The following is a 26,382-nucleotide window of genomic DNA, read 5'->3' as shown; positions in this document are numbered from 1 at the left end:
GGGTAAGAAAAGCTATGACTGCCGTAACTGCAAAACGATTTTCGATCGCCGAATATCACCGTTTGGGAGAACTGGGTTTTTTTGAACCGGATGACAGAGTTGAATTGATTCGCGGAGAAATTATCATTATGGCTGCTAAAGGTACGTTTCACTCTGTTTGTAATTCGCTGCTGTTTGGAGAATTGTACGCGCTGCTGGGAAAAAGGGCGATCGTGCGCGGTCAAGAGCCGATTATTTTGACGGATGATAGCGAACCAGAGCCTGATGTTGTTATTGCCCGCAATCGTTCTGACAATTATTTATCTTCTCACCCGGAGCCTGCTGATATTTTGTTGGTAATTGAGGTTTCGGATTCTACTTTGAAGTACGATCGGAGAACGAAGTTGCCTCTCTATGCTGAAACAGGGATTCCTAATTATTGGATATTTAATTTGCTTGACAACCAACTGGAAATGCACAGCGAACCTTATCAGAAACAAAACGGGAGTTATAGTTATCAATTGCAACGGGTTGTTTTGCCAAATCAGACGGTGGTAATTCCGGGTTTTCCAGAGTTGTCTCTAGATTTGTCTTCGGTATTTCCGGCGCAGAGTGGTGACTAAACATTCAGGCTCGATAGCACATATTTTAACTCAGTAATTAAAGAGTGATCGAGCTTTTTTCGATGATATAATCTAAAAGTGCAAAGGAATGATATTATGTCCGGTCGATTACCCCTAATACGGTAGGGGCGGGTTCACGAAAAATATCTGCCAATAATTGACAATCTCAAAAACCCGCCCTTTTAATCGCTATCATCCAAAACAATTTGGTTTCTGACCCCTAATTTATTCGCGGGATAAATCTAAAATCTAAAATCTAAAATATAAAATCAGATGACTGCTCAAACTCTCTCCCCCCCGGAACAAATTGTCCAGCTATCGGGTATCAGTTGGCAAACTTACGAAACTTTGCTGGCTGAACTCAGTCAGCGGCGACTGCGGCTGACATATAATCGTGGCAATCTTGAAATTATGGTACCTTCTCCAGAACACGAACGCTTCAAAGAAGTATTGGGTCGATTTGTTGAAACCTTAGCTGAAGAATTAGAGGTGAGAATTGAACCTCTTGGTTCTACCACATTCAAACGTCCTGAACTTAGCGGTGTAGAACCAGATAAATGTTTTTACATCCAGAATATTAGTGCCGTTAAAGGCAAAAAAAGAATCGACATGAATCAAGATCCGCCGCCGGATTTAGTGGTAGAAATTGATATTACCAGTCGTTCAGAAAATACCTTGCAGGTTTATGCGGCTCTGGGAGTGCCGGAAGTTTGGATTTATAATGGATCGCGACTCAGAATCAACAGATTAGAAAATGGAGAATACGTTGAGGGCGATATCAGTTTAGCATTTCCCAGCTTACCGATATTAGAGATTGTCAGATTTTTGGAACAAGCAGAAACAATAGATTATTTGGAATTAGTAAAAGCATTTCGGAATTGGGTAAAAAGCCAAATTAAGCCAAACCTATGAGTTGCGGATAAAATTAAACAAAATTTACAATTTTAACCTACTAAAAAAAACTCTGTTGTGATAAAATAGAGATGATAAACTAATTTAAATATCAATTACAGGCTGGTAGTGCCAGCAATTCTACCCGATATGCGATCGATCGAGTCTCACAACAAATACCCAGATTGCTTGTGGATGCAATTAGAAGCAATTCCACTTCCATCGGTTGCAGCCCAAACCCAGCAGCTAGACATTCACTTGAGCCTGAATTTTAACGAGCATTGGGAACCCCTGCTAGGTGGTCGCGTCAAATTTGGTCTGCAAGGCGGAACGCTCAAACTCCATCTAGAAAACGGCAAAATTCCCGTAGCATCGCGTCAGTTAGTCGGTGCTTTTAAGCTTTTGCCGATTAAAGAAACCCTGGCCATTCAAAGCAGTGCAGAAAATTTAGTAACCGAAAGTCAGCCGGGAGTTCAGGACGGGGAGAAGGCGGAAAAAACTAACGAAACAGAGAGCATATTTTGTCACATTTCCACAATCAGCGATGATACAACGCCAGCTTGGATTTTTTCAGTAGAACAAGGCAAATCAGTATTAAAAGGTTTGCTAAAAAATGCTAAGCTGGGAGAAATTTATGGCAAAGAATTTCGGATGGCAGCCGCTTTTGAGGTTGCTAAAGAAGATATTAATCTCACAGATGCGGAGGGTTTGTGGCCGCACGAAATCACGCCAAATCAACATTCTATTTTAGAAAGAATCCTAACTATATACCTGCAAAAACATAAACTCCAACCTGCCCTCAGTTGGGCGCTATTGTCCTACAATTTACCTCCGGTTGAACCGCGCGAACTGAAAATTGTCCCGGAAGCTGAATCGGAATTGCAGGAAATGGTCGATCGCATTATCTCCGCTGAAACCGACAATTTTGTAGAGCTGGCCCAAATCGCCAATCTCAATCCAGCACTGGATTTCGCAGGTGGTAGCTTGCGCGGAACGACTTTAAGTGCAGTGGATTTTAGCAGCGCAAATCTCGATCGGGTAAATTTCCGGGGTGCAAATTTAAGCGATGCCGATTTCAGCGACGCCAACCTGCAAAATGCCAAATTCGGCGGTGCAGATTTGAGTGGTGCTTTCTTAGGAAATGCTGATTTAAGCGGTGCAGATTTGCACAAAGCCAGTCTAGCTTTAGCTAACCTCAGCGGTGCCAATTTGAGCGGCGCAAATCTGCTGGAAGTGAACTTAACAAATACAAATTTCAGCGGTGCGAATGTCGAGTCAGCCAGATTCGGGAACAATTCAGGAATGGATGAGGAGATGCAGGTGAATCTACAGCAGCGAGGCGCAATTTTTGAGGAGGTTTAATCGGTAAGTGCGAGCTCCCTTTTATTCATCCGCCTCCATTGTGGCACGGGCCTCACGCCTGTGCGATGGGATTTCACCTTAAAACTATCGCCTCTGAAAAAATTTGCTTCTTAATCCTTAAGTCTGTAACTACATTTATAGAGAGCGATGAACCGTAGCTGTTAAGAGGGTAAACAGGCATTTCTTGCCAACACTGACGACAAAACCAGTATACTTGACTTTGGCGAACGTGACGCAGCATTTGATTCGTGCAGCAAGGACAGCTTGTCATAAAAACCTCTTTTTTATCGAAAGTGTATTTGTCTCTTGTTGCCAAGTGCTGTAAGCTGGGTTGAAGCAGCAACTCTATGAATGTAGAGGTAAGAAGTAAAGATTTGGTAAAGAATACAAGGTTGTTAAGGAATTGATGCAAATCGAAATCTTTCGTAAAAATAGCAATAACTGAGAGAAATTGTATCCAACAATCCCCAGATTTCCAGAGAGGATATTAAGATTGTCAAGTCTTAAGAATCCTGCGTCTGCCATACCAGGGAGTGTCAATCATCCCATCCCAACATCTCTGCCACTTTTCCCGGCAGGGTGGTGGGTTCAAATGGTTTGCGAATGATCCCAGCAACACCCATTTCGGCAAAGTTGCCCATATCGCTTGGCATAACTCTGGCTGTCAGCAGAATCACTGGAATCGATCGAGTTATGGGATCGGATCGGAGACGAGCGTACACAGCAAACCCATCCATTCCCGGCATTGATAAATCCAGCAAAATAGCATCAGGTCGTTCTGTTTGTAGGATTTGTAAACATTCTTCTCCTGATGCGGCCACCAGGGTGTTCCATCCTGCGAGGTCTTCCAGGCACAACTGTACCAGTTCGCGGAGGTGTTCTTGGTCATCAACGATGAGAATTTGTTTCCCGATCATCTTGTTTTCGGGCAGGAGACTGCCATCATAATTAGCTACTTGCAAAGTGTTCATTTTTTTTGTTGATTAGAAATCAATTTTTCTGTTGCCAATTGGGTCCCAAATACACATCTTTAAGCAATCGCTCAAAGATGTGTATTTGAGAGTTGAATCCGAATTTGGGATGGCGGAACTCTCAATTCTTTAGCAAGCTGAATTGTTAAACCATCCGAGTGTATTTCAGTATCGTAGATTTCAGGATGTACGCGGTGGGGCAACGGGATGAGACTTTGAAATCTACTAGGAAGGAAATAACCTTCTACTCCCGCAGCTTCGGTAGGTTGACCTTGAATTAAAACAGTTTCTGGAGTGATTTGGAGATTCAACTTGACAAGATGAATGTCAGAAATGTGAACTTTAAGGATAAGTGTCAAATCCTTTTCTTGAATTTTAATATCTGCGATCGGTGTTTCCTCTGTATGAGCAATCCAAAGTGTGGATTGCTGACAACCAGTGGGCAAACCGGAAAATGAACCTGCGACATCCTGATTTACATCATTCAAAGCCTGAAAAGCATTCATTGAGTCTCCTTTTAATGCAAAGAACTTTTAGCTGCATAACAGGAGACTAAATAGCAAGGGTAAGGAATTGGTAAAGATTCGGTTATTGTTACAAAACTTGACAAAAATGGTGAAAGTTATTCATCCCATCCCAAAATCTCTGCTACTTCTTCCGTCAGGGTGATGGGTTGGATCGGTTTGGCAATTACCCCAGCTACCGCCATGTGGGCAAATTTAGCCCGATCGCTGGGCAAAACTTTCGCTGTCAGCAGAATCACTGGAATCGATCGGGTAATCGGATCGGACTGGAGGATCTCGTACACAGCAAACCCATCCATTCCCGGCATAGATACATCCAGCAAAATAGCGTTGGGTTGTTGTATTTGCAGTATTTGTAAACATTCCTCTCCCGATCCTGCCCCCACTGTTTTCCATCCGCCTAAATCTTCTAAGCAGGCTTGCACAAGTTCCCGAAGGTGTTCTTCATCGTCAACAACTAGAATTTGTCTGTCTGTCATGGGATTTTGGATTGGAGATTTTGGATTTGGGATTGATGCTACAGATTAATCTAAGCGTTATTCAATGGTGCGTAAGGGTAGGGTAAAGCAAAATGTGCTGCCTTCACCTAAGATACTTTCCGCCCAGATTTTGCCGCCATGCCGCTCAACAATACTGCGACAGATTGCTAAACCTAAACCGGTGCCTCCTTTTTCGCGGGAGTCGGAGGCATCGACTTGCTGAAATCGACCAAAAATGAGTTCTAGTTTATCGGCAGGAATGCCTCGTCCGCGATCGCTAACTTGGAACAGCACAAAGTCTGCCTGGTTTTCGGCACTCAGATGAATTGTGGAATCGGCAGGTGAGAATTTAATCGCATTACTGAGCAAATTTGTTAAAGTTTGGACGATCGCATCTCTTGTTGCCCAGACTTCTGCATCCGTGGGGGTAACGATTAAGGAGATCCGCTGTTGAGTAGCGATCGCCTGAGTGCTATTTACTGCTTGCTGCATCAAATCCGCAGCTTTGCAAACGGTTTTCTCCACAATTGCCCGCCCGGAGTCTAGGCGCTCCAAATCTAAAATATCATTAACCAAGTTCACTAATCGATTGGTATCGAGGAAGGCAATTTCAATCATGCGTCTAGATTTTTCGGGCTTTTTATCATAAACCCCACTTTTTATTAGCCCCAATGACATTTGAATTCCTGTCAAAGGAGTGCGAAGTTCATGGCTGACAATGCCAATGAACTCATTTTTAATGTGTTCGATCTTTTGTCGTTCGGTAATATCTTCCCCAATGCTGATAGTTCCAATGATGTTTCCCTCTGAATCTTGCAGCATGGTATTGTTCCAAGCAATGAACCGTTCTTCACCAGATTTGGTCAAGATGGGATTTTGATAATAGGGATGATAGTTATGGGCTAAAACTTCCGAAAAAACTACTTGAATCGATGGTTGAATAGAACTGGGTACGAAGTTTTTAAACCAATTTTTTCCTATAACTTCTGGGTGAGTATATCCCGTAATTTTGCAGAAGAAAGGATTAACGTAATTGATATTTCCCCCTATATCAAGTCCGACAACAATCAACTGCACGTTATCCAAGAGCGATCGCCAGCGTCGTTCGGCTTCTCGGATCGTGGCTTCGGCTTGCTGGCGTTCTTGCAGTTCGACCTTAAGTTGTCGGTAGAGTTTGGATTGCTGAATAGCGATCGACAATTGGCTGGCAATCTGTTCAAGTAATTCTATTTCCCACGATTGCCATTGACGAGGAGCCGTATTTTGGTAGATAGCTAACAAACCCCAGAGATTTTCTCTCAAAAATATCGGGAAAACTGCATAACTTTTTGCTTGAAATTGTTCCAGTAGCTCGATATGACAGGGTTGAATTTCAGCGCTGTAAATATTATTAACAACAAATTTTTCATGATTGCGGAATCGACCGCCGTGAGTTTCTTGCAGATAGGTATCTGCACAATTTTTTTGAAGCTCGCTTCCTATCAGTTTTACCCAACCCTCACCAACTGACTCCACGACAAAATCACCACTCCAATCAGGATTAAAGCGGTAAATGGCAGTGCGATCTGTTTGTAATGTCTGCCTGATTTCAGTAACCGCAGTATTTAGAACCGCATTCAGATCCAAAGATTGGCGAATCCCTTGAGTAATCCTCCATAGCAAATGTTCCTTTCGAGATTTCTGTAGTAAGGCTGCTTCCGCCTGTTGTCGAACTTCTTCGAGGTGCTTCGCTACTGTGATATCTTGATGAACTGCCACCAGAACATCGCCATAGTCGGAATGATTGAATACACAGCAAGTGGCACTACACCAAAATGGAGTTCCATCTTTCTTGACATTATGAACTTCATAGCTAAATTCACCCCTTTGTAAAACTGCAGACCGAATGGCTTGATTTACATCTTCAGGACTGACCGATTCGTTGCCATAGTTGAGAATCGAAACGTGCTGACCGTTGAGTTCGCCAAAGTCATAGCCAAACATCTGCTCAAATTTAGGATTGGCATAGACAATAACTGCATTATCTACTCTTACTAAGCAAATTCCTTCCGCCATGTTGCGGGTAATGACAGCCTGAAGCTCCAGCATTTGTTCGGCTTGTTTAAGTTTAGTCAGATCGCGCAGAATAACGATTATCCCTACAATATTTTCGCCTGCATCACGTAAAGGTGTATAAGTAACGCTCAAAAATTGCCTGACTAAATTGGGAGAATCAAACCAGTTTTCATACTGAATTTTTTCGCCCGCCAAACACCTATCTAACCGAGGTTTGATCAAGTTATCGAACACGTCTGCACCCAGGATATTTCTAACAGAATTTCCGATAACTTCGCTTTCATATTTGTTGCACCAAGTCAAATAAGCTTGATTGACTATTTGATAAATATAGTTGCGATCCATCAACACAATCCCATCTGTTGTATTGAATACGATGCGTTCATATTGGCGAAATGCTTCTTCAGTACGTTTGCGATAGGTGATATCAAATACGCTAGAACGACTCATCATGAAGTTACCTGCTTCATCATAAATTGCTGTAGCATTTAAGTTTAGCCAAATGGGTTTTCCGCTTTTATTCAACACCTCAAACTCTAAATTCTCGATCCAGCCTTGTTTTTTAAATAAGGGAAAGTTTTGATAAAATTTTTTTTTACTTTCAAGTGTCATTAAATCAACAAATTTCTTTTGGTTTACAATTTCATCGCGGGTATAGCCTAACCACTTCAGTTCCGTATCATTAATCATAATTATTGTTCCTGCTGCATCTAGGGAATGATAGCCACAGGGAGCATTATTATAGAGGTCTTCAACTTGACTGAGCTCGTGTTGCAAACTATGGTTGACTTCACTGAGTTCTGCTGTCCGTTCTATGCCTCGTTGTTCGAGTTCAGTATTGAGTTGTTGTAGGGCAATTTCTGCTTGTTTTGGCTCCCTCAGTTCCGTTTGTACTTGCTCAAATAAATCAGCTTGCTGAATGGCAATTCCAGCTTGAGTTGCTAGCTGTCGCATGAGCTCAATTTCTGAGGGTTGCCATTCGCGAGGTGCTGCACACTGATGGGCAATCAATAATCCCCAAAGTTCTTCTCCCTCAAGGATAGGAATAACCAGGTTAGCTCTCACTTGAAAAGTTGCCAGGAATTCCCGGTGACAAGTATCAATTCCGGCAGTATAAATATCTGATTTAGAGGTGAATAAGCCTTGTTTGAAGGGTTCGATATAGCTTTGACCCAAGCAAGGATCGTGTATCTGAGTGGATAATATTGCTGTCCATTCTGAACCAACTGACTCTACCACCACCTTTCCGTTCCAGTCTGGAGCAAATTGGAAGATAATTACCCGATCGCATTGCAGAATGTTTCTGAGCTCCGTGACCGTAGAGTTGAGAATATCTTCTAGTTTGAGGGATGCGGAGAGAGAAACTGCTGTTTTAGCCAGGATTGGGTGTGGCTGTTGTTGCCATTTCCCATAATCTTCATCAGTATGTTCTATCATTAATCTACTTAATTAATTACATTTTTTAGATTGAGGCGGAAACCGGGTTTTTAGCCCTCGTGCGTAAGTTCTATTTAACTATTCGCAGGCTTAAGTAAAGGACGAGTGCGCTTGATTCGGCTGAGTACCCGCGTGACTAATTCAGGCCCTAGTACCGGCTTGGTAATAAAATCATCGGCTCCCGCTGCAAAGGCTTGTTGGAGAGATTCTGGATCGGTATGGGCTGTCACCACCAAAATCGGTAAATTTTCCCATTGGATATCCTGTCGGACAACCTGACACAATTCTAAGCCGCTGACGATCGGCATTTCTAGATCCAGCACTACTAAATCTGGTTCAATGCTAATTAACACCTCCCAAAATTGCTGTGGTTCTTTGAGATTTGTCACCTCAATTCCCCAAGGAGTCAGTAACGCTGATAATTTAACCAGCATCAAAGGGTCATCATCTACGATTAAAACTTTGGCTTCTGAAGTTTTGGGACTGGGTAGAACACGGGCGATCGCTCGAAAAATTTGCTCGGTGGTTGCAGGTTTGTGGAGAAATTGCTTAGCACCTAAGCGCGATACAGCCAAGCGATCGGCAAGGCTATCTCGTCCGGTAAAAACGATTATAGGAAGAGTAGGCGATCGCTCGCTCAGTTCTCGCAGTAGCGTCAATCCATCTTCCTCTGTCTCTGCAAAGCTTAAATCTAGTAACATCACATCGGGCATTGACAAAGCAAGACGCGATCGGGCATCAGTAATATTGGGCGCAATTTTCATCCGAAATCCCCAAGCTTCGGATTCTAATTTCAATCGCTCTGTTAATGCAGCATCATCATCAACTACCAAAACCCGATAGTTAAAATTTGAAATAGTAGAAACTGGTGCAGCCGTTGATGTAATTAATGTTTTGTCTAATTCCTGCTGTAATCCTGTCACCAATTCCGAAAAGCGGGTAATTTCCTCAGCAGTCAAAGAGCGATCGTTTATTAGTAAATGCTCTGCTGATCGTGCCAATTTCGAGCCTTCGGGATAACCAAAAGATCCCAGAGAGCCTGCCAATTTATGAGCTTCATGTTTTGCCGCTTGCTGTAATTCTGTTTCTAACTTTCCGGCTAATAGATCGGTTTTTGCCTGTTCCAATACAGTCATTTGTTGGTTGAATACTCCCCGAAACCGCTCTAACACTTTGTCGCTATCAGATTTATCTATCCGGCGAGATTGAGGTTTTTGGGTGCGCTCAATTCCATGATTATTTGAACTAGATGACGCAGATTGGGGGTACGGTTTCAGTCGATAGCCCATGCCATAAACTGTTTCGATGATTTCTTCAGTTAAGCCGCCGGCCTTCAGTTTCTTTCTGACATCCTTAATATGAGTGATAATGGCGCGATCGGTTGGTGCGTCATCAAATCCCCACAGACGATCCAAAATAGCACTGCGGCTAAAAATGCGATCGGGATTTCGGAGTAATAATTCCAGCAGATTATATTCTGTCGCTGTCAGTGAAATTATTTGTTCGCAAAATGTCACTCTACCAGCATCCAAATCTAAACAAAGATCTCCCCAAGTCAATGTATTAGTCGCTGAATTCTGAGTAGAACCTGCTGGGGAAAGTGCTTTACTGCGTCGCAATAAAGTTCGGATTCTTGCCAGTAATACTTCCGTAGCAAAAGGCTTGCTAATGTAATCATCGGCTCCCGCATCGAAAAGAGCCACCACCTCCGCATCTGAATCATTTGCCGTCATCAACAGGATCGGTTTGCGGTAGCCTTGCGATCGCAGTTGCCGACATAGACTAATCCCATCTAGTTTGGCAACCTGCACGTCTAACAAAATCAGGTCATACTCAATTGCTCCTGCCAAGTCTAGGCCCGCTTGTCCATCATTTGCCCGATCAAACCCGTAATGATTTGCTTCCAAAACCTTGGCGAGTGTTGCACTCAGCCCTCCATCGTCCTCTACTAGCAGAATTTTTATGGGAGACTTCTTCATTTTGGCTGTGCGGTTCAATGCCCATGCGATCGACGCGCTTTGATGTCAGACCGAAACGTGGCTTTTAACTAAATCACTGCTACTCATTACTACTGCTTTTATCTTACCCTTTTTACAGTCCCATAACCTAAAAATTGCTGTCACTTCCGCAGTTTAAATAAGACCGATCGCCCTTTCATTCATCTGCGTCCATCCCCGTTTATCCGCCTGCATCTGCGGTTGAAAAAGAGCGTGAAGCGAAGCTATCTTCCCGCATGGGTTCCCAAAGGGTAGGGAATCGCCCTCAAAAAGAGCGATCGCCCTCCCAAACAAATTATCCTTCATCCTCCGACTTTACAGGAGGACGCCCAGAAATCACAATAAATCCCACAGACTCAAGAGTCATGTGCGGGCGGCGAATACCAGCTAAAACCGCTTCACTCAACAAACTTTCCGTATTGATTTCATCAGCTAAAACCGATGCTAAAACTTGTTCCGATGTAGAAAGTTGATGCAAGCGCAATTGCAATTGATTCACCCGGTTTTCGAGTTGGATAGCAGCAGTGACAGCGAAACTATTGCACATTTCCACAAAAGCCGATCGCCCGCGCAGCAATTCCTCCGATACCACCCGTCCCTTTTGGCAAAAATCATCCCATTCTAGCGGATCGACAAAACTGTCAATCAGCGACGTGCGATTTTTAGACAAATTGTAATCCCGATTCGGCCCGCCTTTCCCCTTATAAGGCCGCTGCAAAATCGCTAGAAGTTCCGCATCTTCCACCAGAGACATTTCTTCGCTGCGAGCATCTACAAACACAGTTTCAAAAATTGGCAGAAACAGAGCATCAGCGCGGCGCTGCAAAGCTTTCAAGTTGTAATTTTCGATATTTTGTGCTTGCAAAACTTGCTCGGCCGGCTGCACATCAGTCTGGATTGAATAATTAAACTGAAAGCCAAACCACTCCTTCCCAGGCTCCGCATCCCAACTTTCATCATGCCGCCACATGGCAAAAGCTTGACCGCGATCGTCCCAGCGAATATAAGAGCCAAGTGCATCGATCAATCCCTCACCAATTCGGTAAAGAGCGACATCCGCATTCTGATGAGCAATGCGGCGATTGTAACTGCCATATTGCTGGCAATAAGGAATCAATCTGGTTCTCAAATCGTTCGAGGGAATCAACGTTTTTTGAGTAGGTTGATAGCGCAACAGCCCGGATACACTCGGATGTTCGATTTGTTTGAAGTGAAGAGCTTGACACAACCAGCCTTCAGTGGCCCGCTGCATTTCTTTATGCTTAGCATCGCAGTTATCGAGAGATTCAAAATACTGAGATGCGCTGTCATCAAGAGTATCAATTTCATCGAGAACGTATTGTTCGTCTATGTTGATTTTCTCTTGTTCGATTTCAGTTTTAATCGCTTCAATTTCGCTTGATAAGCCCTTGCCTCCCTCAGCAAACAACTTTTCTTCAAGTTTGAGAAGTTTTTCTTCAGCATAAAACTGAAGGCTGGCAATAGATTTGTTGAAAATATCAAACCCATCTTTTAAAACTTGAAACCAAGCTTCGTGGGGACTCTCTGGCAAATCCGGGCCTGCAAACAAACAAAATTGCACTCCCATTTTGCTGCCGATGCGATCGACTCTGCCGAGTCTTTGTTCTAACTGGTTGGGAAACCACGGCAAATCGAAGTGAACTAACCAATCTGTCAATTGCAGATTTACCCCTGCTTCGGCCGATCGATCGCACACTAAGATAAAACAATGCGGTTCAGTCTTAAACCGCTTGAGACTAGCCTCCACATCATCAGCCGATTTGGTCGTGTCATGGCTGGCGATCGCATTTTTACCAAAGATTTTCGCTAAATTTTCCGCAATCTCTTTACAAGTTGCCGTAAAACTGGTAAAAATCACAATTTTCGGGAAACGCTCGCCCGGAATCGGGCGTTTTATTTGCTGTTGAATTCGCGACAACAAATCGCGAGGTTTGCTGTGATACTCGCGCGGAACCTTCAAAGCCACTGCCAGAAATCGGAGAATCGCGATTCGTAACAAACTCAGTCGATCGAGTCCTTCCTGGGGCTTTTCCAGGGTGTTGAGCAAGGTTTCCAGCATTTCCCTTTCTTCGGGAAACAACGCAGTTTTGGTCAAAATTGCCGTGTCATTTTGTCCAAATTCGCGATCGAGTTCTGGAGTCGATTTTTTCTGCAAGCGAGCTTTGACAACCCGTTCTAAAACACTCAGCCAAGTACCGGAAGCGCGGAAAAATAGCAGAAAAATTCTCTGATATTCGCTAGACTTGGGAGCGACTGTGCGCCATTTATCGAGTACGGTTTGAATTTCCGCCCACTGTTCGTCATTCAGATCGTACTCGGTTTTGGGGACAGCATCTCGATCGAAAATCACATCTTCAACCGCATCCCGGCGGTTGCGAAGGATGCGGCGGTGCAAACGGTAGGTATCGCTAACGTGAGTGCGAATAGTTCGGACAAGGCGAGCCTGTTCTGCTGTTTCTTTAGTTTTCAAACAACTTTCTAACTCGGTTGCTAATCCGATTAAAAAATCATCTTTGGCAAAAATAGTGCGAAGTTGAGCGAGTGTTGTTTGCAAAACAGCAGGCTTGGCATTTTCTCGGAAATCCAGCAAAGCGCGGCCGATTTCTTGACGGTTTTGCACCTGTTCTTTGAAGCTTTCCAGGTCATCAAGACGGTAAGTTGTGGGATCTAGCAAGTGCAGCATCGTTAGAAAATCTTGCTCGCGGCCGAGAACTGGCGTTGCAGATAATAACAATACATTTTTGCTTTTCTGAGCTAGTTTCTGACAGAGTTCAAAGGACTGCTGCTGAGCGCGATCGCTCGAATTGGCCATTGCCGCCACATCATGCGCTTCATCCACAATCAGAAAATCTAGGTTAGCGTTGCGGCTAATTTGATTGATGTCGCTAACAGCCACAAGCTGCACTCGGTCAGCAAAATGAGACAAATAGAATTTATTTTCTAACTCCTGCCGCCACTGTTCGAGCAAGTATTTCGGAACCAGAACCACCGCGCGTCCGTTGGGTTCATCTAGCAGGAATTGGCGGAGAATTGTCCCTGCTTCTACTGTTTTTCCCAATCCTGGTTCGTCTGCCAATAAATAGCGCACGATTGGGTCTTCTAGGACGCGCCGGACGACTTCAACTTGGTGCGGATAGAGGTCTATGTTAGCAGAAATTAAACCCGTCATGCCGCGGCTGACTGCCCGCTGTTCGATCGCAGATTGAACAAATGCCAATCGGCGATCGTGAAAATACGGCGTTTCTTGGCCTTTGACTGCTAAAATGTCGATCGGATCGGCGATCGGGATATTGCAGCGAACGTAAAGTTCGCTTTCCACTGCTTGCAAACTTTGGCTGTCGGGCAGATCAATTTCGTACTCTAATTTATCTTCATCCCAGTCATAAACTCGCCCAATTATCCATCTTTCCTGAGTGGTACTCCAGAGGTAGCAGCGGGTTTGGCGCTGAAGTCTGGCTTCTTGCAGCAAACCCAAGGGTACAGTTTTGCGGATGCGGTTTTTAACTGAGCAAAAATATTCAACTACCGCCTCGGTACGCGATACCTCGACAACTTTTCCGACTCCCAAATCGTTTCGGGGCGATCGAACTAACGAACCAACATCAATCATAATTTCAGCCTGACAATACTTACTAGATTACAATAAATCCTTTCCAGTTAAAAATTTTAGCAAAACGCAATTTTTGCCTGCATCACTTTTCTAGTCAAATGACAGCCAATCGATTTTAGATTTTAAATTTTAGATTTTAGATTAAAGAATTGAAGGATTGACCCCACGGATAAATTCGGGGGCTTATTTATCGGATATAGGTTTTTTATTTATTCACGGATGAATCCGGGGGCTTGTACCCTGGATGCTTTCGGTCAATCTGGTATTCTCAAAACAATAAGTTTAGCATGGTAAATAACATTTTGAGAATTAATAAATATGCGGGCAGCGAATAAGAATAAGTAATTACGAGGGAGGAAAAATAACCCCTGGATTACCGGATTCCCATTTCTGATATTTCTGCATAACACTGCTATAAATTTCCGAGTCTGTAAACCCTGCTAACCAAGCTTGTAGTTGTGGCCAAGGCTGTTCGTTAAACCAAGCTCGATCCGTATGAGCGAATTGACGAACAAAAGGTGCGATCGCCATATCAGCCAATGCTACATTGTTACCAAACAAATATTTAGTGGCACTTAACTGTGAGTTGAGTTTCTCCAGGAATAAAGAACCTTCATACCGATGTACTTGGGCATCAACACCGGGATAACGATCGGGGTACTTATAACGGTCAAGATGATATTTAAACCTATCATCAAATAGAGCGATTAGTTCCAGCATTTCTGTAACAGAACCTTGCTGTGGCATCAACCATTTTTCAGGATCGTGTTGTCTCAATGCCCACAACATGATATCCATACTTTGATCCAGTACCTGCCCGTCAACATCAATCAATATTGGTACTGTACCTTTGGCAGATACTTCCAACATCTCTGGTGGTTTGTCTCGCAAAACAACTTCCCGCAACTCACACACCCGATTGCTAACCATCAAGGCCAAGCGCGCGCGCATAGCATAGGGACAGCGGCGGAAGGAATACAAAATTGGGTATGTTGCTGACATATTATATCAATTCCGGTTGCACCCGAATTATTGTTGACTGTTGACTGTTGACTGTTGACTGGGGGTCGAAAAACTGAATGGTTGAGTGTTAACTGTTGACTCAATTTTATTATTTCGATGCAACAGGAAAGGATATAATTAGTCGATCGCACGATCGGGTTTTTCGGATCAGAAACCCGGTTTCTTCGTAGATTTATCGCCGCCAAACAAGATTTTTCGGAGAAACCGGGTTTCTTTGAGCTTAGTTTTAATACTATTGGTCGCAGGCGTCATCTACTTTTTCCTTCGCATCGTAGCGCGCGCCTATATGTACTTGGTTGCGACGCTTAGCAAGCTCAATCTGACGTTGACGTTCAGATAAAGCTTGTTTTTTGGTTTCAGTTTTGGAGTCATGACAATGAGGACAACTCACACCAAGTACAAATAATTCAGAAGCCTTATCTTCCTGACTAATCGGGTGACGACAGCCGCGACAAAGTTCATAGTTACCCGGCTTTAACCCCTGACCAACAGAAACCCGTTCATCAAAGACAAAACATTCACCTTCCCAACGACTTTCGGCTTCCGGCACCGTTTCCAAATATTTTAAAATTCCGCCTTCGAGATGATACACTTCCTCAAAACCTTGAGTACGCAAAAAAGCAGTAGATTTTTCGCAGCGAATACCACCTGTGCAAAACATTGCCACCTTGGGTTTATTGCGTAAAGCAGTTTCCCGCAGCGCCCATTCCGGTAACTCAGAAAAGCTTTTTGTTTTTGGATTAATAGCGCCTTCAAAAGTACCCATAGATACCTCGAAGTCATTACGCACATCAACCACGACAACATCGGGATCGTCAAGCAGCTTATTCCACTCCTCCGGCTTAACATATTTGCCAGCCATGAGGCGGGGATTAATGTCCGGTACTCCCATCGTGACGATTTCGCGCTTCAATCGTATTTTCAGGCGGTAAAAAGGTGCTTTTTCCGAGAAAGATTCCTTGTGTACCAGATCCGCAAAACGCGGGTCACTACGCAAGAATGCCAGCACTGCGTGTACGCCCTCGGACGAGCCGGCAATCGTGCCATTGATGCCTTCTTCGGCCAGCAAGATAGTGCCTTTAACGTTGTTGTTGTTGCAACAATCGATTAGCGGTGCTTTCAGCTCAGCAAAATCAGGTAGTTCAACGAACTTATATAAAGCAGCGGTTAAGAAATAAGCCATAGATTGAATTTATAGCACTAATTAATTTTCATACTTCTATGAAAATTCAGTCAAAGCGGACGGTGGGACTCGAACCCACGACGTTCAGCATGGGAAGCTGACATTCTACCACTGAATTACGCCCGCGCTTAGTGTTTTTTACTTGCGTTCACCTGCTTTCACTTTGGAGGCCCAGCGCTAAAAAACCACTAGAAAAACATTGTACAACTATTTTCTGATTTTGAGTATAGCATTTTGACAATCAATTTGGGGTGGCAGCGATCGTACACTGGAACCATCAACTGCGGCGGACGAGCAAATTGTCATCGCCACGAAAAGCTGCCCCGAACATTGACAAAGAGTTAGCGGCTTCTGCGCGCACGTTCGGATCGCGATCGAACTGCATCATTTTTAACAGCGCCGCCAAAGCTTCCGCAGTTTGAGTCTGCCGCCATCCCATCACCACTAACCGCACAGTAAACTCCCCATCGTTCACTTTCCTCACCAACATCGGTAGCGCCACCGCAGAAGCGCCCTTTCTCACAGCAGTTACCCCCGGCAGCCTGTCTTGAGAATCCGAACTTTGCAGCGCTGCTTGGATTTCCCTAATTTCCCTCGCCCCATTAAAATATATTTTTGTTACTTTTATTTAAGATATTAGCAAAAAGTGCCTGATTGTGGGAAAGTAATCAACTCAGTTATTAGATTGTGTCGGCAAATTAACAGCCTCAAACTTAAACACGAGAAGAAGTTCAGAAAGTAATTGGTGAATTCGATCGATATTGGCAACCGCTAATCGACGATACTCTGGAAATGACTCAAAAGGTAAAAATGCCCCAGCCAAAAGTGATGAAGCAGTTAAAAACATAATCCAGAGATAGTTTATATCGACGCGGCGCTAGCGAATTTGGGAGCGCCACAAGCTGCCTAAAAACAAGATTAATTACGGTTCTGTATGGTCTTCTGTTTTTTTAGGTTTATCTACTTAATTGTACTGTTTTCTTTCGCCGCCTATTATCCCTAGCCCCACTGCTTGAGAAGGGTGGACAAGATTCCGGTTGGAAGTTCCTCGATAAGTAGGGGAACTGAGGGGAACTCGACTCTCTGGCAAACATTCATAGAATTGCTACGATCGCAGAAGGTGAAAAATTTACTCCTTATCAACTTTCAAGAGTACAATTAGTAGAATTTTTGATAAATCTCAACCCTCACGATTGTCCCCCTTGATGCAGGCAGTATGGCTCTCTATAATAATAATAATTTAAAAATCGCTCGATCGCACGCGCAGACTGCCTCTCAATATATCCGCAGGTAGATGGTTAATCATTTATTTTAGGATTATCAATTATTATAATAAATATAAACTCTAAAATAATACTTGGTCAAAAAAAGAATAAACAGGGTATAAAAAATGACAATAAAAAATAATTCCAAGAAATCTCAACGTAAAGTTGGTATCCAAGTCCATCGCAAGCAACAAAACAATCAAAACGACTTATTTCCTGTAGTCGGAATAGGAGCTTCTGCAGGTGGATTGGAAGCCTTTATGGAATTACTGAGCCATTTGCCGATCGATACCGGCATGGCCTTTGTAATAATTCAGCATATGTTGCCGAGTCAGGGAAGTGTGTTGAGTGTGATTCTGGCTCGATCGACCCAGATGCGCGTGCATGAAGTGACAGATGGGATGCTCATAGCACCGAATCAGGTGTACGTTATCCCCGCGAATTTCAGCATGACCATTGAGGGCTCACTGCTGAAGCTAAAGCCTCGCGCCAGACGAACCGGGGTATTTATGTCCGTCGATACTTTTCTGTTATCCCTCGCCGAAGAACGGGGGAACAAATCCATTGGCGTCATTTTGTCCGGGGGCGACGGCGATGGTGCCCAAGGGTTAAAAGCGATTAAGGCTGCCGGCGGTATTACTTTTGCCCAATGTGAAAATTCGGCACAAGTTAGCTGTATGCCGAATACTGCGGTGGCTACGGGTCAGGTAGACTTTATCTTGACACCGGAAAAAATTGCCCAGAAAATAGCAGAGATCGGCCGTCATCCCTACATTGCCGCTCAGCCTGCGACAGAATCGACAACCAGCGAAGAGACGATCGCAAATAAAGATGCGATCGCCATTATCTACATTTTGCTGCGGGCTGCTACAGGAGTTGACTTCACTAACTACAAGCAAACCACCTTGAAGCGGCGGATAAATCGGCGGATGTTGCTCTACAAGCTGGAACGGATCGAAGATTATGCCGAATATCTTCAAAACGCCCCGACAGAAGTAACGGCGCTGTATCACGATGTCTTAATTCATGTCACCAGCTTTTTCCGCGACCCCGAAAGCTTTGAAGCCTTAAGCGCCAATGTTTTTCCCGCAATTGTCAAAGATAAATCGCCGAAAACACCGATCCGAATTTGGATTGCCGGCTGTTCAACAGGTGAAGAAGCTTACTCGATGGCCATCTGCTTGCTAGAGTTTTTAGCAGCTCGATCTACTAACCTGTCGATTCAGATTTATGCCACAGACATCAGCGAAAATGCGATCGTGAGCGCCCGCACTGGCTTTTATACCCGGGCCCAAGTCGCGAATGTTTCAGCCGAACGCCTGCATCGGTTCTTTGTCGAAGTCGAGGGCGGATACCAAATCGCTAAGCCCGTGCGGGAACTCTGCGTCTTTGCCAGACAAAACCTGATCGCCGATCCGCCATTTTCCCGGATGGATTTGATTGCCTGTCGGAACGTGCTGATCTATCTGGGACCAGAGTTGCAGAAAAAACTGCTGCCACTGTTCCACTACGGGCTTCGACCCGCGGGCTTTTTGCTGTTAGGCTATTCGGAAACGGTTGGTGAGTTTTCAGAATTTTTTGCGGTATTCGACAAAAAGAATAAAATTTATACTAAAAAACAGCGATCGGATTGGCTCAGCATGGATTTAAATGTGAGCAACTATCCTCTGAAAGCCTCCAACCTTCTACCGCAGCAGACCGAAAGATGGGAGGAATTCGAAATGGAGAAAGAGACCGATCGCATTGTTTTGAATCACTATGCCCCTGTCGGGGTCGTGATTAACTCAGCCAGCGAGATTCTGCAATTTCGAGGACAGACGAATCCCTACCTAGAAGTCGCTCCCGGTAGGGCGAGCTTTAACTTGCTGAGAATGGCAAAAGAAGGATTGCGCGTGGAACTGCAAACTGCAATTCAAGAAGCCTCACGGCAGAAGCAATCGATCGCACGGGCAGGCTTGCAAGTTAAAGAGGGCGAGATCGTCCGGCAGGTCGGAATTAATGTGATTCCATTCCAAGCCGGCGCTGTGGCAAAAGACTATTTTTTAGTTTTGTTTCAAGAGGAGTCCCCGACGATCTCTGCAATGCCTGCTGCAGACGATAGTAGAGTCAATTCCGATCCTTTACAGTCTGAAAGTCAGGAGATTGCAAGGCTGCTAGAGGAACTGAAAACCACTAAACAACATCTCGGAGCGATCGTCCAAGAACATCAAGCCGCTAATCAAGATTTGAGAGCCGCCAACGAAGAGATTTTGTCGAGCAACGAAGAGTTGCAAAGCATGAATGAGGAACTCGAAACGGCAAAAGAAGAGATTCAGGCAACCAATGAAGAACTCAACACGATTAATGACGAATTGCAGCGGCGCAATGTTGAATCCACTCAGGTGAGCAACGATTTAGAGAATCTGCTGGCCAGCATCAATATTCCGATCCTGATGCTGGGAAGCGACCTGCGAATCCGCCGGTTTACTCCTGCAATCGAAGGTATCTTCAACTTAATTTCTAGCGATGTCGGGCGGTCTTTGAGCGACATCACTCACAAGTTAATAGTGCCGGACTTAGAACAACGGATTTTAGAGGTGATCCGCACGCTCAATTTGAAAGTTCAGGAGATTCAAGATCGAGACGGTCGTTGGTACGATTTTCACATTCGACCCTACCGGACGATCGACAACAAGATTGATGGCGCTGTGCTGATGTTGGTGGATATCAACGAGCTAAAAGTGAGCGCCCAGCAGTTAATGGAAGCGAAAAATTACGCCGAAACGATCGTGGAAACCGTGCGGGAACCGTTGCTAGTGCTAGATCTCGACCTGCAGGCGATCACCGCCAACCGTTCTTTCTACGAGACGTTTCAGGTGATGCCGAGCCAAACTGAGCAGCGCTCATTGTTCGATATGGGTAATGGACAGTGGAATATTCCCGAGTTGCGATCGCTCCTAGAAGAAATTCTGGCAGGCAACCCCGAGTTTAAAGATTTTGAAGTCGAGCATGACTTTGAGCAGATCGGGCATAAAATAATGCTGCTCAATGCCCGCAAAATGCCTCCGATAGGCGATACACAGATGGTTCTGTTGGCGATCGAGGATATCACCGAACAAAAACAGTTGGAGACAGAACGCAGCCTTCGGATTCAAGAACAATCGGCTCGTGCGGCTGCTGAGGATGCCAACCGCATCAAAGATGAGTTTTTGTCCGTCCTCTCTCACGAACTGCGGACGCCGCTCAATGCGATGATTGGCTGGGCACAGTTGCTGCGCCTGAAAAAATTTGACGAGGCTAAAACAGAGGAGGCGCTAAAAAAGATCGAGCGCGCCGCCAAAGCACAAAACCAGCTCATCGATGACATCTTAGACGTTTCGCGGATTACCACAGGTCAATTTCGGCTCAATGCTTCTGAAATTGAGCTGAATCCACTGGTTGAAAATGCAATGGAGGTGGTTCTTTTGGCAGCAGAAGCCAAAAATCTTCAAATGGAATCCAGGCTAACTCCTTTAACACTAAACGTATTGGGCGATCCAAACCGTTTACAACAGGTAGTGTGGAATCTACTTTCAAATGCGATTAAATTCACCCCAGCCGGAGGAAGAATTGAAGTCGCATTAGACTACATTGATGGCATGGCTCAAATCCAAGTTAGCGATACTGGTAAGGGCATTCACCCTGATTTTCTCCCCTATGTGTTCGAGCGCTTCCGTCAGGCCGATAGCAGTTTCTCTCGCAGAGAAGCTGGATTGGGGCTAGGACTCTCGATCGTCCGTCATTTAGTAGAACTCCACGGCGGTACTGTTAGTGCAGAAAGTCCGGGTGAGGGACAAGGGGCAACCTTTACCGTGAGGTTGCCGCTACGAACAGATATCCCAGAAAGTTAGACACTGATATTTACCAAAGACATAATTGATATCAATTCTGGTTGTACCGTCCGTGATTGTTGAATGTTAACTGTGCTTTAATTATGCAATTTCCGTAGACGTGCGTAATCGAAATGTTGGCAGTGGTTATCTGCGTTCATCGGCGTCGATCCGCCTGCATCTGCGGCAAAAAAAAGGCAATAATCTCTAAATAACCCTAACTCCAAATAGCCCTAACCAATAACTATTTAGCAACCTTAACCTCAGCGCCATCCTTAAGAAAACCAGCCCCAGTAACAACCACCCGATCGCCCGCCTTCAAACCCTTTTTAACCACCACCTTAGCAGCAGTCAAATCGCCCACAGCACCCCCGGAAATTTCCCCAACTTCCACCGGTTGAGCCTGTACCTTGTCCTCGCCCACAAGTTTATAAACAATAGAACTGCCGTCAGCTTGCGGCACAATAGCTTTAGCCGGCACTTTTAAACCTTGAGCCGTTGCCGTCGAAATAGATGCGCGCAAAAACATTCCCGATCGCAAAAACTCGCTTGCCGGCAAATCAATCTTCACCGTAGCTTGTCGATTTTGCGGGTCAACTAGCGGCGAAATCTCTCGCACAGTTCCTGACAACTTAATGCGCTTGTCAGAGTCAGAAGTAATTTGGACTGCTGTTCCCGGTCGGACTTGCGAAACCTGAGTTTCCGGTACTTTTAATTGCAGTTCCAGCTTGTTGCCGCGAATAATCGAAAAAAGTTTTTGGCTGCCCGAAGAAACATCGCCAACTCGACCAATTCTTTCAGCCACAGTGCCACTATCCGGCGCTCGAACAATTGTTTGTTCTAGTTGAGTTTGTAACTGTTTGACTTGGGCATCATTGCTGCGGACACTTGCTGCGTTATTTCCGACATTGGCTCTGGCGCTGCTGACACTCGCTCCGGCCGTATTCACTTTTGCACGAGCGCTGGCGAGAGCGGCTCTAGCCGTACTGATATTAGCTTCAGCAGTAGCTACTTTAGCGAGAGAAGATTGCACTTCTTCCGCTGCTTTATTCTGTTCTTCCAAAGCTGTATTCAAGTCAGCTTTAGCTTTGTTCAAGTCTTGAACAGCAGTCTGCCGTTCTGTCTTGCGTCTTTCTAAATCTTGCTTACTAATTACTCCCTGGGTCGCCAAATCTTGGGTGCGATTTACTTCTCTTTGAGCTTGATCTAATTTAGCCTGAGCGGAGGCAATGCCTGCTTTAGCTTGAGTGACACCGGCTTTAGCTTGTTCCACACCTGCCCTTGCCTGCCCGACCCCTGTTTTGGCTTGCGCTGCGTCAGCGATGGCTTTTTCTACGCCAGCTTGGGCTTGAGCGACCCCGGCTCGGGCTTCTTGTTGGGCTGACTGAGCTTGCTCTACCTGAGCTTCGGCTTGTTCTACGGTAGAATTCGCCGATTGTACTCCCGCAAGCGCTTCGGCAATTTGCGATCGTAACACCGAATCGTCCAAAACCGCCATCGTCTGACCTTTTTCTACCACATCCCCTTCATTCACCAACACCTGCTTGATTTGCAAACCGTTGGCTTGTGGCAGTACCGGCAGCAAGTCGTAGGCTGCCACCGTGCCTGTCGCTTCCAAAGTTTCACCCACCTGGGCTGATTCCACAGGCGCCACTGTCACCGTCGCAGCCGTCGCCTGCTGAGTTGCCGATGGAATTGGAGCTGCCGGAGGTGAACTCTGCTTGCCCCCAGTCAAGTTTACTGCTAGCAGCGTTGCAGCCACCCCAACCCCCGCGCCCGCCAACAATGCCGGCCACCTGATTTCTTTACGGGACCCAACTTCAGTTGCTTCTGGTTCCCACTCTTCTGATTGTTCCCCCTCCATTTCTGGAGCTTCTAGGGCAACTTCTCGTTCATCTTCCTCACCGGATAACGACCAGCGAGAGTGTTCTGAGACCCCACTTTCAGGTACATCCACTGCTGAGTTCTTGTCGCGTCCGCTCTGCACGGGGGGAAGGGGTTGCTTTTCTTCCGCTTCTGAAAAAATTTGATTGGTCACGGTAGTTCCTCTCGCCGTTATTAGCCTGTGATTTTTTGATTGTAAAGAAAGATTGCGGTTTTTATATTTGATTCATTTTAGCGGATGGCCTCAGCAGTCCCGCGTCCCCCTTTTGGGTGAGTGTGGTGCCCTTTCACATTACAATGGCGAATTGATCCGAGTTTGTACGATCGACATTTAATTTGATCGGTCTGTGGGGCATACTGAATATTAGAGTGATTTCGGCTCGTGGGGTCGATCGGGCTGGCATTTGTGTCTCCCCAACTGGCTGAGCCGTCACCTATCTATCAATGCACAGAAAAGTCAGTCTAATCTTGAACAGATTATTCCTAATCTATACTCTCATGTGTTTATTGTATAATACGGCACATCTGATGAAAAAATTGTGCCACTTTATTTAAAAAAAATCAAAATGAATAGTCTCTTTTCTCCCCTCCAACAGTTTCTAATTACTTGGCTGCTAGTGCTAGTGACGGGATGGTTTACCCTAACTGCTGTCAGTTATGTTGGGGAACTGGTGAGCATTTTAGTAACAGCGGGACTCATTGCATTTTTATTAAATTATGCAGTAAAAAGACTGCAAGTATTTTTGCCGCGGGGAGTAGCTGCGGGGCTGGTTTATTTAACTGCGGGTGTGATAGTAGTAGTAATCGGTTTAACTATTGTGCCGCCCGTATTCAGCCAAGCGAGCCAGTTGGGGGTGAGGTTGCCGGAATTGCTGGAGTCGGGGCGGCTGCAGCTAGGTGAATTTCAAGCGTGGAGTGCCGAGCGCAATTTACCGTTTGACGTGCAAATATTCGAGCAGCAACTGTCAGCTAGAGTCCAGGGACAAGTCCAGGCGATCGCCGGTACGGGTTTAGGCTTAGTTGTAGGTACTGTCAACTGGTTTTTGGACTTAATTTTTATTTTGGTAATTTCCTTTTATATGCTCCTAGACGGGAAAAGAGTGTGGCAGGGTTTGACCAGCATTTTTTCCCCAGACATTCGCTATGTTTTAACAGAGACTTTGGAGAGAAACCTCCAGCGATTTGTATCGGGACAGTTATTGCTGGGACTATTTATGGCCATCTCGCTGACTCTGGCTTTTTGGTGGCTGCAAGTGCCGTTTTTTCTGTTGTTTGCCGTGTTTATAGGGTTGACGGAAATAATTCCGTTTATTGGAGCAACTTTGGGAATTGGCACTGTTAGTATAATTGTAGCCTTTATTGATTGGTGGCTGGCGCTGCAAGTGTTGGTAGTGGCGATCGGTCTTCAGCAAATCAAGGATAATTTAGTAGCTCCCCGAATTATGGGCAATCTCACCGGATTAAGTCCGGTAATTATTTTCACAGCTTTGCTCTTAGGAGGAAGAGTCGGAGGATTGTTGGGAGTTATCTTAGCAATCCCGCTCACTGGGGTTGTAAAAAGTATAGTAGAAATTGTACTCAATCCCAAATTGCCGCCCCAAACAGGCTCGTTTTTCTACAATCCTTTTAGCGGCGAGGAATTGGGGAAAATACCAGAAGATGAAACTAGAATAATCTTGGTCGAAAATGAACACAAGTAGTCTAATTTTTGTAGTAAGCAATTCAATTATGAAAACTTTTATAACTCAGAAATTAACTGTTGGCTGTTGAGTCCATTAAGAACAGACTAAAGTCTCTACAAAGAACTTTAGTCTTTATTACTAACCCACTTAAAACTCAAACCTAAAAACTTATGAACTGGTGGCAAAATCTTAGAAACAATCCTCTAGCTCGGTTGGGAGCCGTGCTGCTGTTAATTTTTTATACAGTCGCGCTTTTAGCCGAATTTGTGGCACCTTACGACCCCTACGACTCTCAATTAAACGGTTCATTGCTGCCACCGACTCAGATTTATTTAACCACCCAAGACGGGCGATTTATCGGGCCCCACGTTTATCCGACTACTCAGGGCCCGGTGGATGCGAATACCGGCGCTCGCGAGGTAATTGTAGACTGGCAAAAACCCTCTGTTATCGGTTTGTTTGTCAAAGGTTCTCCCTATAAGTTTTTAGGAGTTTTGCCATTAGACAGGCACTTGTTTGGTACTACAGGAGAAGGCCAAATTAACATTTTAGGTACGGATGAACAAGCTCGCGATCAATTCAGTCGCTTAGTACACGGCAGCAGAATTAGCCTCAGCATCGGTTTAGTAGGAATAGCAATTTCTTTTCCCTTGGGATTGTTAATCGGAGGCATATCTGGTTATTTCGGCAGTTGGATTGATAGTATTTTAATGCGTTTCGCCGAAGTATTGATGACGATTCCCGGTCTTTATTTATTAGTAGCGCTAGCAGCAGTATTGCCACCGGGATTGACAAGTGCTCAACGATTTATATTGATTGTGCTGATTACTTCATTTATCAGTTGGGCGAGTTTAGCCCGGGTGATTCGCGGTCAGGTACTGTCAATTAAACAGCTAGAATTCGTGCAAGCGGCGCGGGCAATGGGCGCAAATCCAATTTATATTATTGTCCGCCACGTTTTGCCACAAACTGCTACTTATGTAATTATTTCTGCTACTTTGTCGGTTCCGGGTTTTATTGTGGCGGAGTCGGTTTTAAGTTTAATTGGCTTGGGAATTCAACAGCCCGATCCTTCTTGGGGAAATTTATTATCCCTGTCTACTAATGCTTCAATTTTAGTGTTGCAGCCTTGGTTGGTTTGGCCTCCGGCTATACTGATTATTTTGACTGTGTTGGCGTTTAATTTATTGGGGGATGGGTTGCGGGATGCTCTCGATCCGAGAAGCATTCAAAGGTAATTGGGAGTTAGATATTTTCTAGCCCCTAAAAAAGCTGAAAACTTTTTGGAGTAAGTCAAAGAGGTCGATCGGTCAAAAATGGCTGAAACCCTTAAATATACTGGATTCCTACCCATTAGAGCTAAAAACCTCTATGTATATAGGTTTGAAGCAATTGAGGCTTCAGTTTTTGTCTAAGTCCCGTTAAACAACACTCTCAAAATATTCGCGGTAAATAGGTAGACACTGTAAAACCCACATTCCGCAGATGTGGGTGGAATTTTTTTATCAGTTGTGAAAAGTTGGAACCCCAAAGTTTTTCCGTTTAACT

General features: G+C 44.8%; 16 protein-coding genes and 1 tRNA gene. 6 read left to right on the top strand and 11 right to left on the bottom strand.

The genetic code is table 11. From position 1 onward, the window contains the following. Window positions 1–14: 14 nt before the first annotated feature. The 3 genes from QUA53_RS08510 to QUA53_RS08500 all read left to right on the top strand — a co-directional run bounded on the left by QUA53_RS08510 (window position 15) and on the right by QUA53_RS08500 (window position 2,855). The gene (locus tag QUA53_RS08510) at window positions 15–602 is read left to right on the top strand and encodes a Uma2 family endonuclease (RefSeq protein ID WP_333096422.1); all 588 of its coding nucleotides are present in this window, start codon (window positions 15–17) and stop codon (window positions 600–602) included. A 273-nt stretch (window positions 603–875) separates the two neighbouring features. After that, window positions 876–1,514, top strand: a complete 639-nt coding sequence (locus QUA53_RS08505) for a Uma2 family endonuclease (protein WP_333096424.1) — start codon at window positions 876–878, stop codon at window positions 1,512–1,514. Between the two features lie 108 nt (window positions 1,515–1,622). Beyond that, window positions 1,623–2,855, top strand: coding sequence for a pentapeptide repeat-containing protein (locus QUA53_RS08500; protein ID WP_333096427.1), 1,233 nt, complete (start codon window positions 1,623–1,625; stop codon window positions 2,853–2,855). A 536-nt stretch (window positions 2,856–3,391) separates the two neighbouring features. On the opposite strand, the gene QUA53_RS08495 is transcribed toward QUA53_RS08500, so the two are convergent. The 10 genes from QUA53_RS08495 to QUA53_RS08450 form a co-directional block, all read right to left on the bottom strand. Then, a complete protein-coding gene (locus QUA53_RS08495; RefSeq protein WP_333096457.1) occupies window positions 3,392–3,772 on the bottom strand; it encodes a response regulator in 381 nt (126 codons plus the stop codon). Between the two features lie 125 nt (window positions 3,773–3,897). Further along, a complete protein-coding gene (locus QUA53_RS08490) occupies window positions 3,898–4,332 on the bottom strand; it encodes a hypothetical protein (protein WP_333096429.1) in 435 nt (144 codons plus the stop codon). Window positions 4,333–4,448: 116 nt separating this feature from the next. Continuing rightward, entirely contained in the window at window positions 4,449–4,829 is a 381-nt protein-coding gene (locus QUA53_RS08485; RefSeq protein WP_333096432.1) for a response regulator, read from the bottom strand. 57 nt (window positions 4,830–4,886) lie between these two features. After that, complete coding sequence (locus tag QUA53_RS08480; protein WP_333096434.1) at window positions 4,887–8,321, bottom strand: PAS domain S-box protein; 3,435 nt, start codon at window positions 8,319–8,321, stop codon at window positions 4,887–4,889. Between the two features lie 74 nt (window positions 8,322–8,395). Further along, entirely contained in the window at window positions 8,396–10,300 is a 1,905-nt protein-coding gene (locus tag QUA53_RS08475) for a response regulator (protein ID WP_333096435.1), read from the bottom strand. Window positions 10,301–10,613: 313 nt separating this feature from the next. After that, window positions 10,614–13,949 carry a protein DpdE gene (gene dpdE / locus QUA53_RS08470; RefSeq protein WP_333096437.1) on the bottom strand — a complete coding sequence of 1,112 codons (3,336 nt, stop codon included), beginning with the start codon at window positions 13,947–13,949 and terminating at the stop codon, window positions 10,614–10,616. Window positions 13,950–14,294: 345 nt separating this feature from the next. Next, window positions 14,295–14,951, bottom strand: coding sequence for a glutathione S-transferase (locus QUA53_RS08465; protein ID WP_333096440.1), 657 nt, complete (start codon window positions 14,949–14,951; stop codon window positions 14,295–14,297). Between the two features lie 253 nt (window positions 14,952–15,204). Next, window positions 15,205–16,155: an oxygen-dependent tRNA uridine(34) hydroxylase TrhO gene (trhO, locus tag QUA53_RS08460; protein ID WP_333096442.1), complete on the bottom strand. Its 951-nt coding sequence runs from the start codon at window positions 16,153–16,155 to the stop codon at window positions 15,205–15,207. Window positions 16,156–16,209: 54 nt separating this feature from the next. Then, a tRNA-Gly gene (locus QUA53_RS08455) sits at window positions 16,210–16,281 on the bottom strand. A gap of 151 nt (window positions 16,282–16,432) precedes the next feature. Continuing rightward, a complete protein-coding gene (locus QUA53_RS08450) occupies window positions 16,433–16,678 on the bottom strand; it encodes a HEAT repeat domain-containing protein (RefSeq protein WP_333096444.1) in 246 nt (81 codons plus the stop codon). A gap of 867 nt (window positions 16,679–17,545) precedes the next feature. On the opposite strand from QUA53_RS08450, the gene QUA53_RS08445 reads away from it, so the two are divergent. Then, window positions 17,546–21,289 (top strand): chemotaxis protein CheB, encoded by a 3,744-nt coding sequence (locus QUA53_RS08445; protein WP_333096446.1) that lies wholly within the window; start codon window positions 17,546–17,548, stop codon window positions 21,287–21,289. Window positions 21,290–21,512: 223 nt separating this feature from the next. Here the strand turns inward: QUA53_RS08445 and QUA53_RS08440 are convergent, their stop codons facing one another. Then, the gene (locus QUA53_RS08440; RefSeq protein WP_333096448.1) at window positions 21,513–23,306 is read right to left on the bottom strand and encodes an efflux RND transporter periplasmic adaptor subunit; all 1,794 of its coding nucleotides are present in this window, start codon (window positions 23,304–23,306) and stop codon (window positions 21,513–21,515) included. Window positions 23,307–23,718: 412 nt separating this feature from the next. Between QUA53_RS08440 and QUA53_RS08435 the strand changes: the two genes are divergently transcribed. Both QUA53_RS08435 and QUA53_RS08430 read left to right on the top strand, forming a co-directional pair. After that, window positions 23,719–24,852: an AI-2E family transporter gene (locus QUA53_RS08435; protein WP_333096450.1), complete on the top strand. Its 1,134-nt coding sequence runs from the start codon at window positions 23,719–23,721 to the stop codon at window positions 24,850–24,852. A 152-nt stretch (window positions 24,853–25,004) separates the two neighbouring features. Continuing rightward, entirely contained in the window at window positions 25,005–26,072 is a 1,068-nt protein-coding gene (locus QUA53_RS08430; protein WP_333096452.1) for an ABC transporter permease, read from the top strand. The last annotated feature ends 310 nt before the right edge of the window (window positions 26,073–26,382 follow it).

Origin of the sequence: Microcoleus sp. Pol12B3, from assembly GCF_036701355.1 — a bacterium.
GTDB lineage: Bacteria > Cyanobacteriota > Cyanobacteriia > Cyanobacteriales > Microcoleaceae > Microcoleus.
This window is presented reverse-complemented; position numbering and strand designations above follow the sequence as displayed.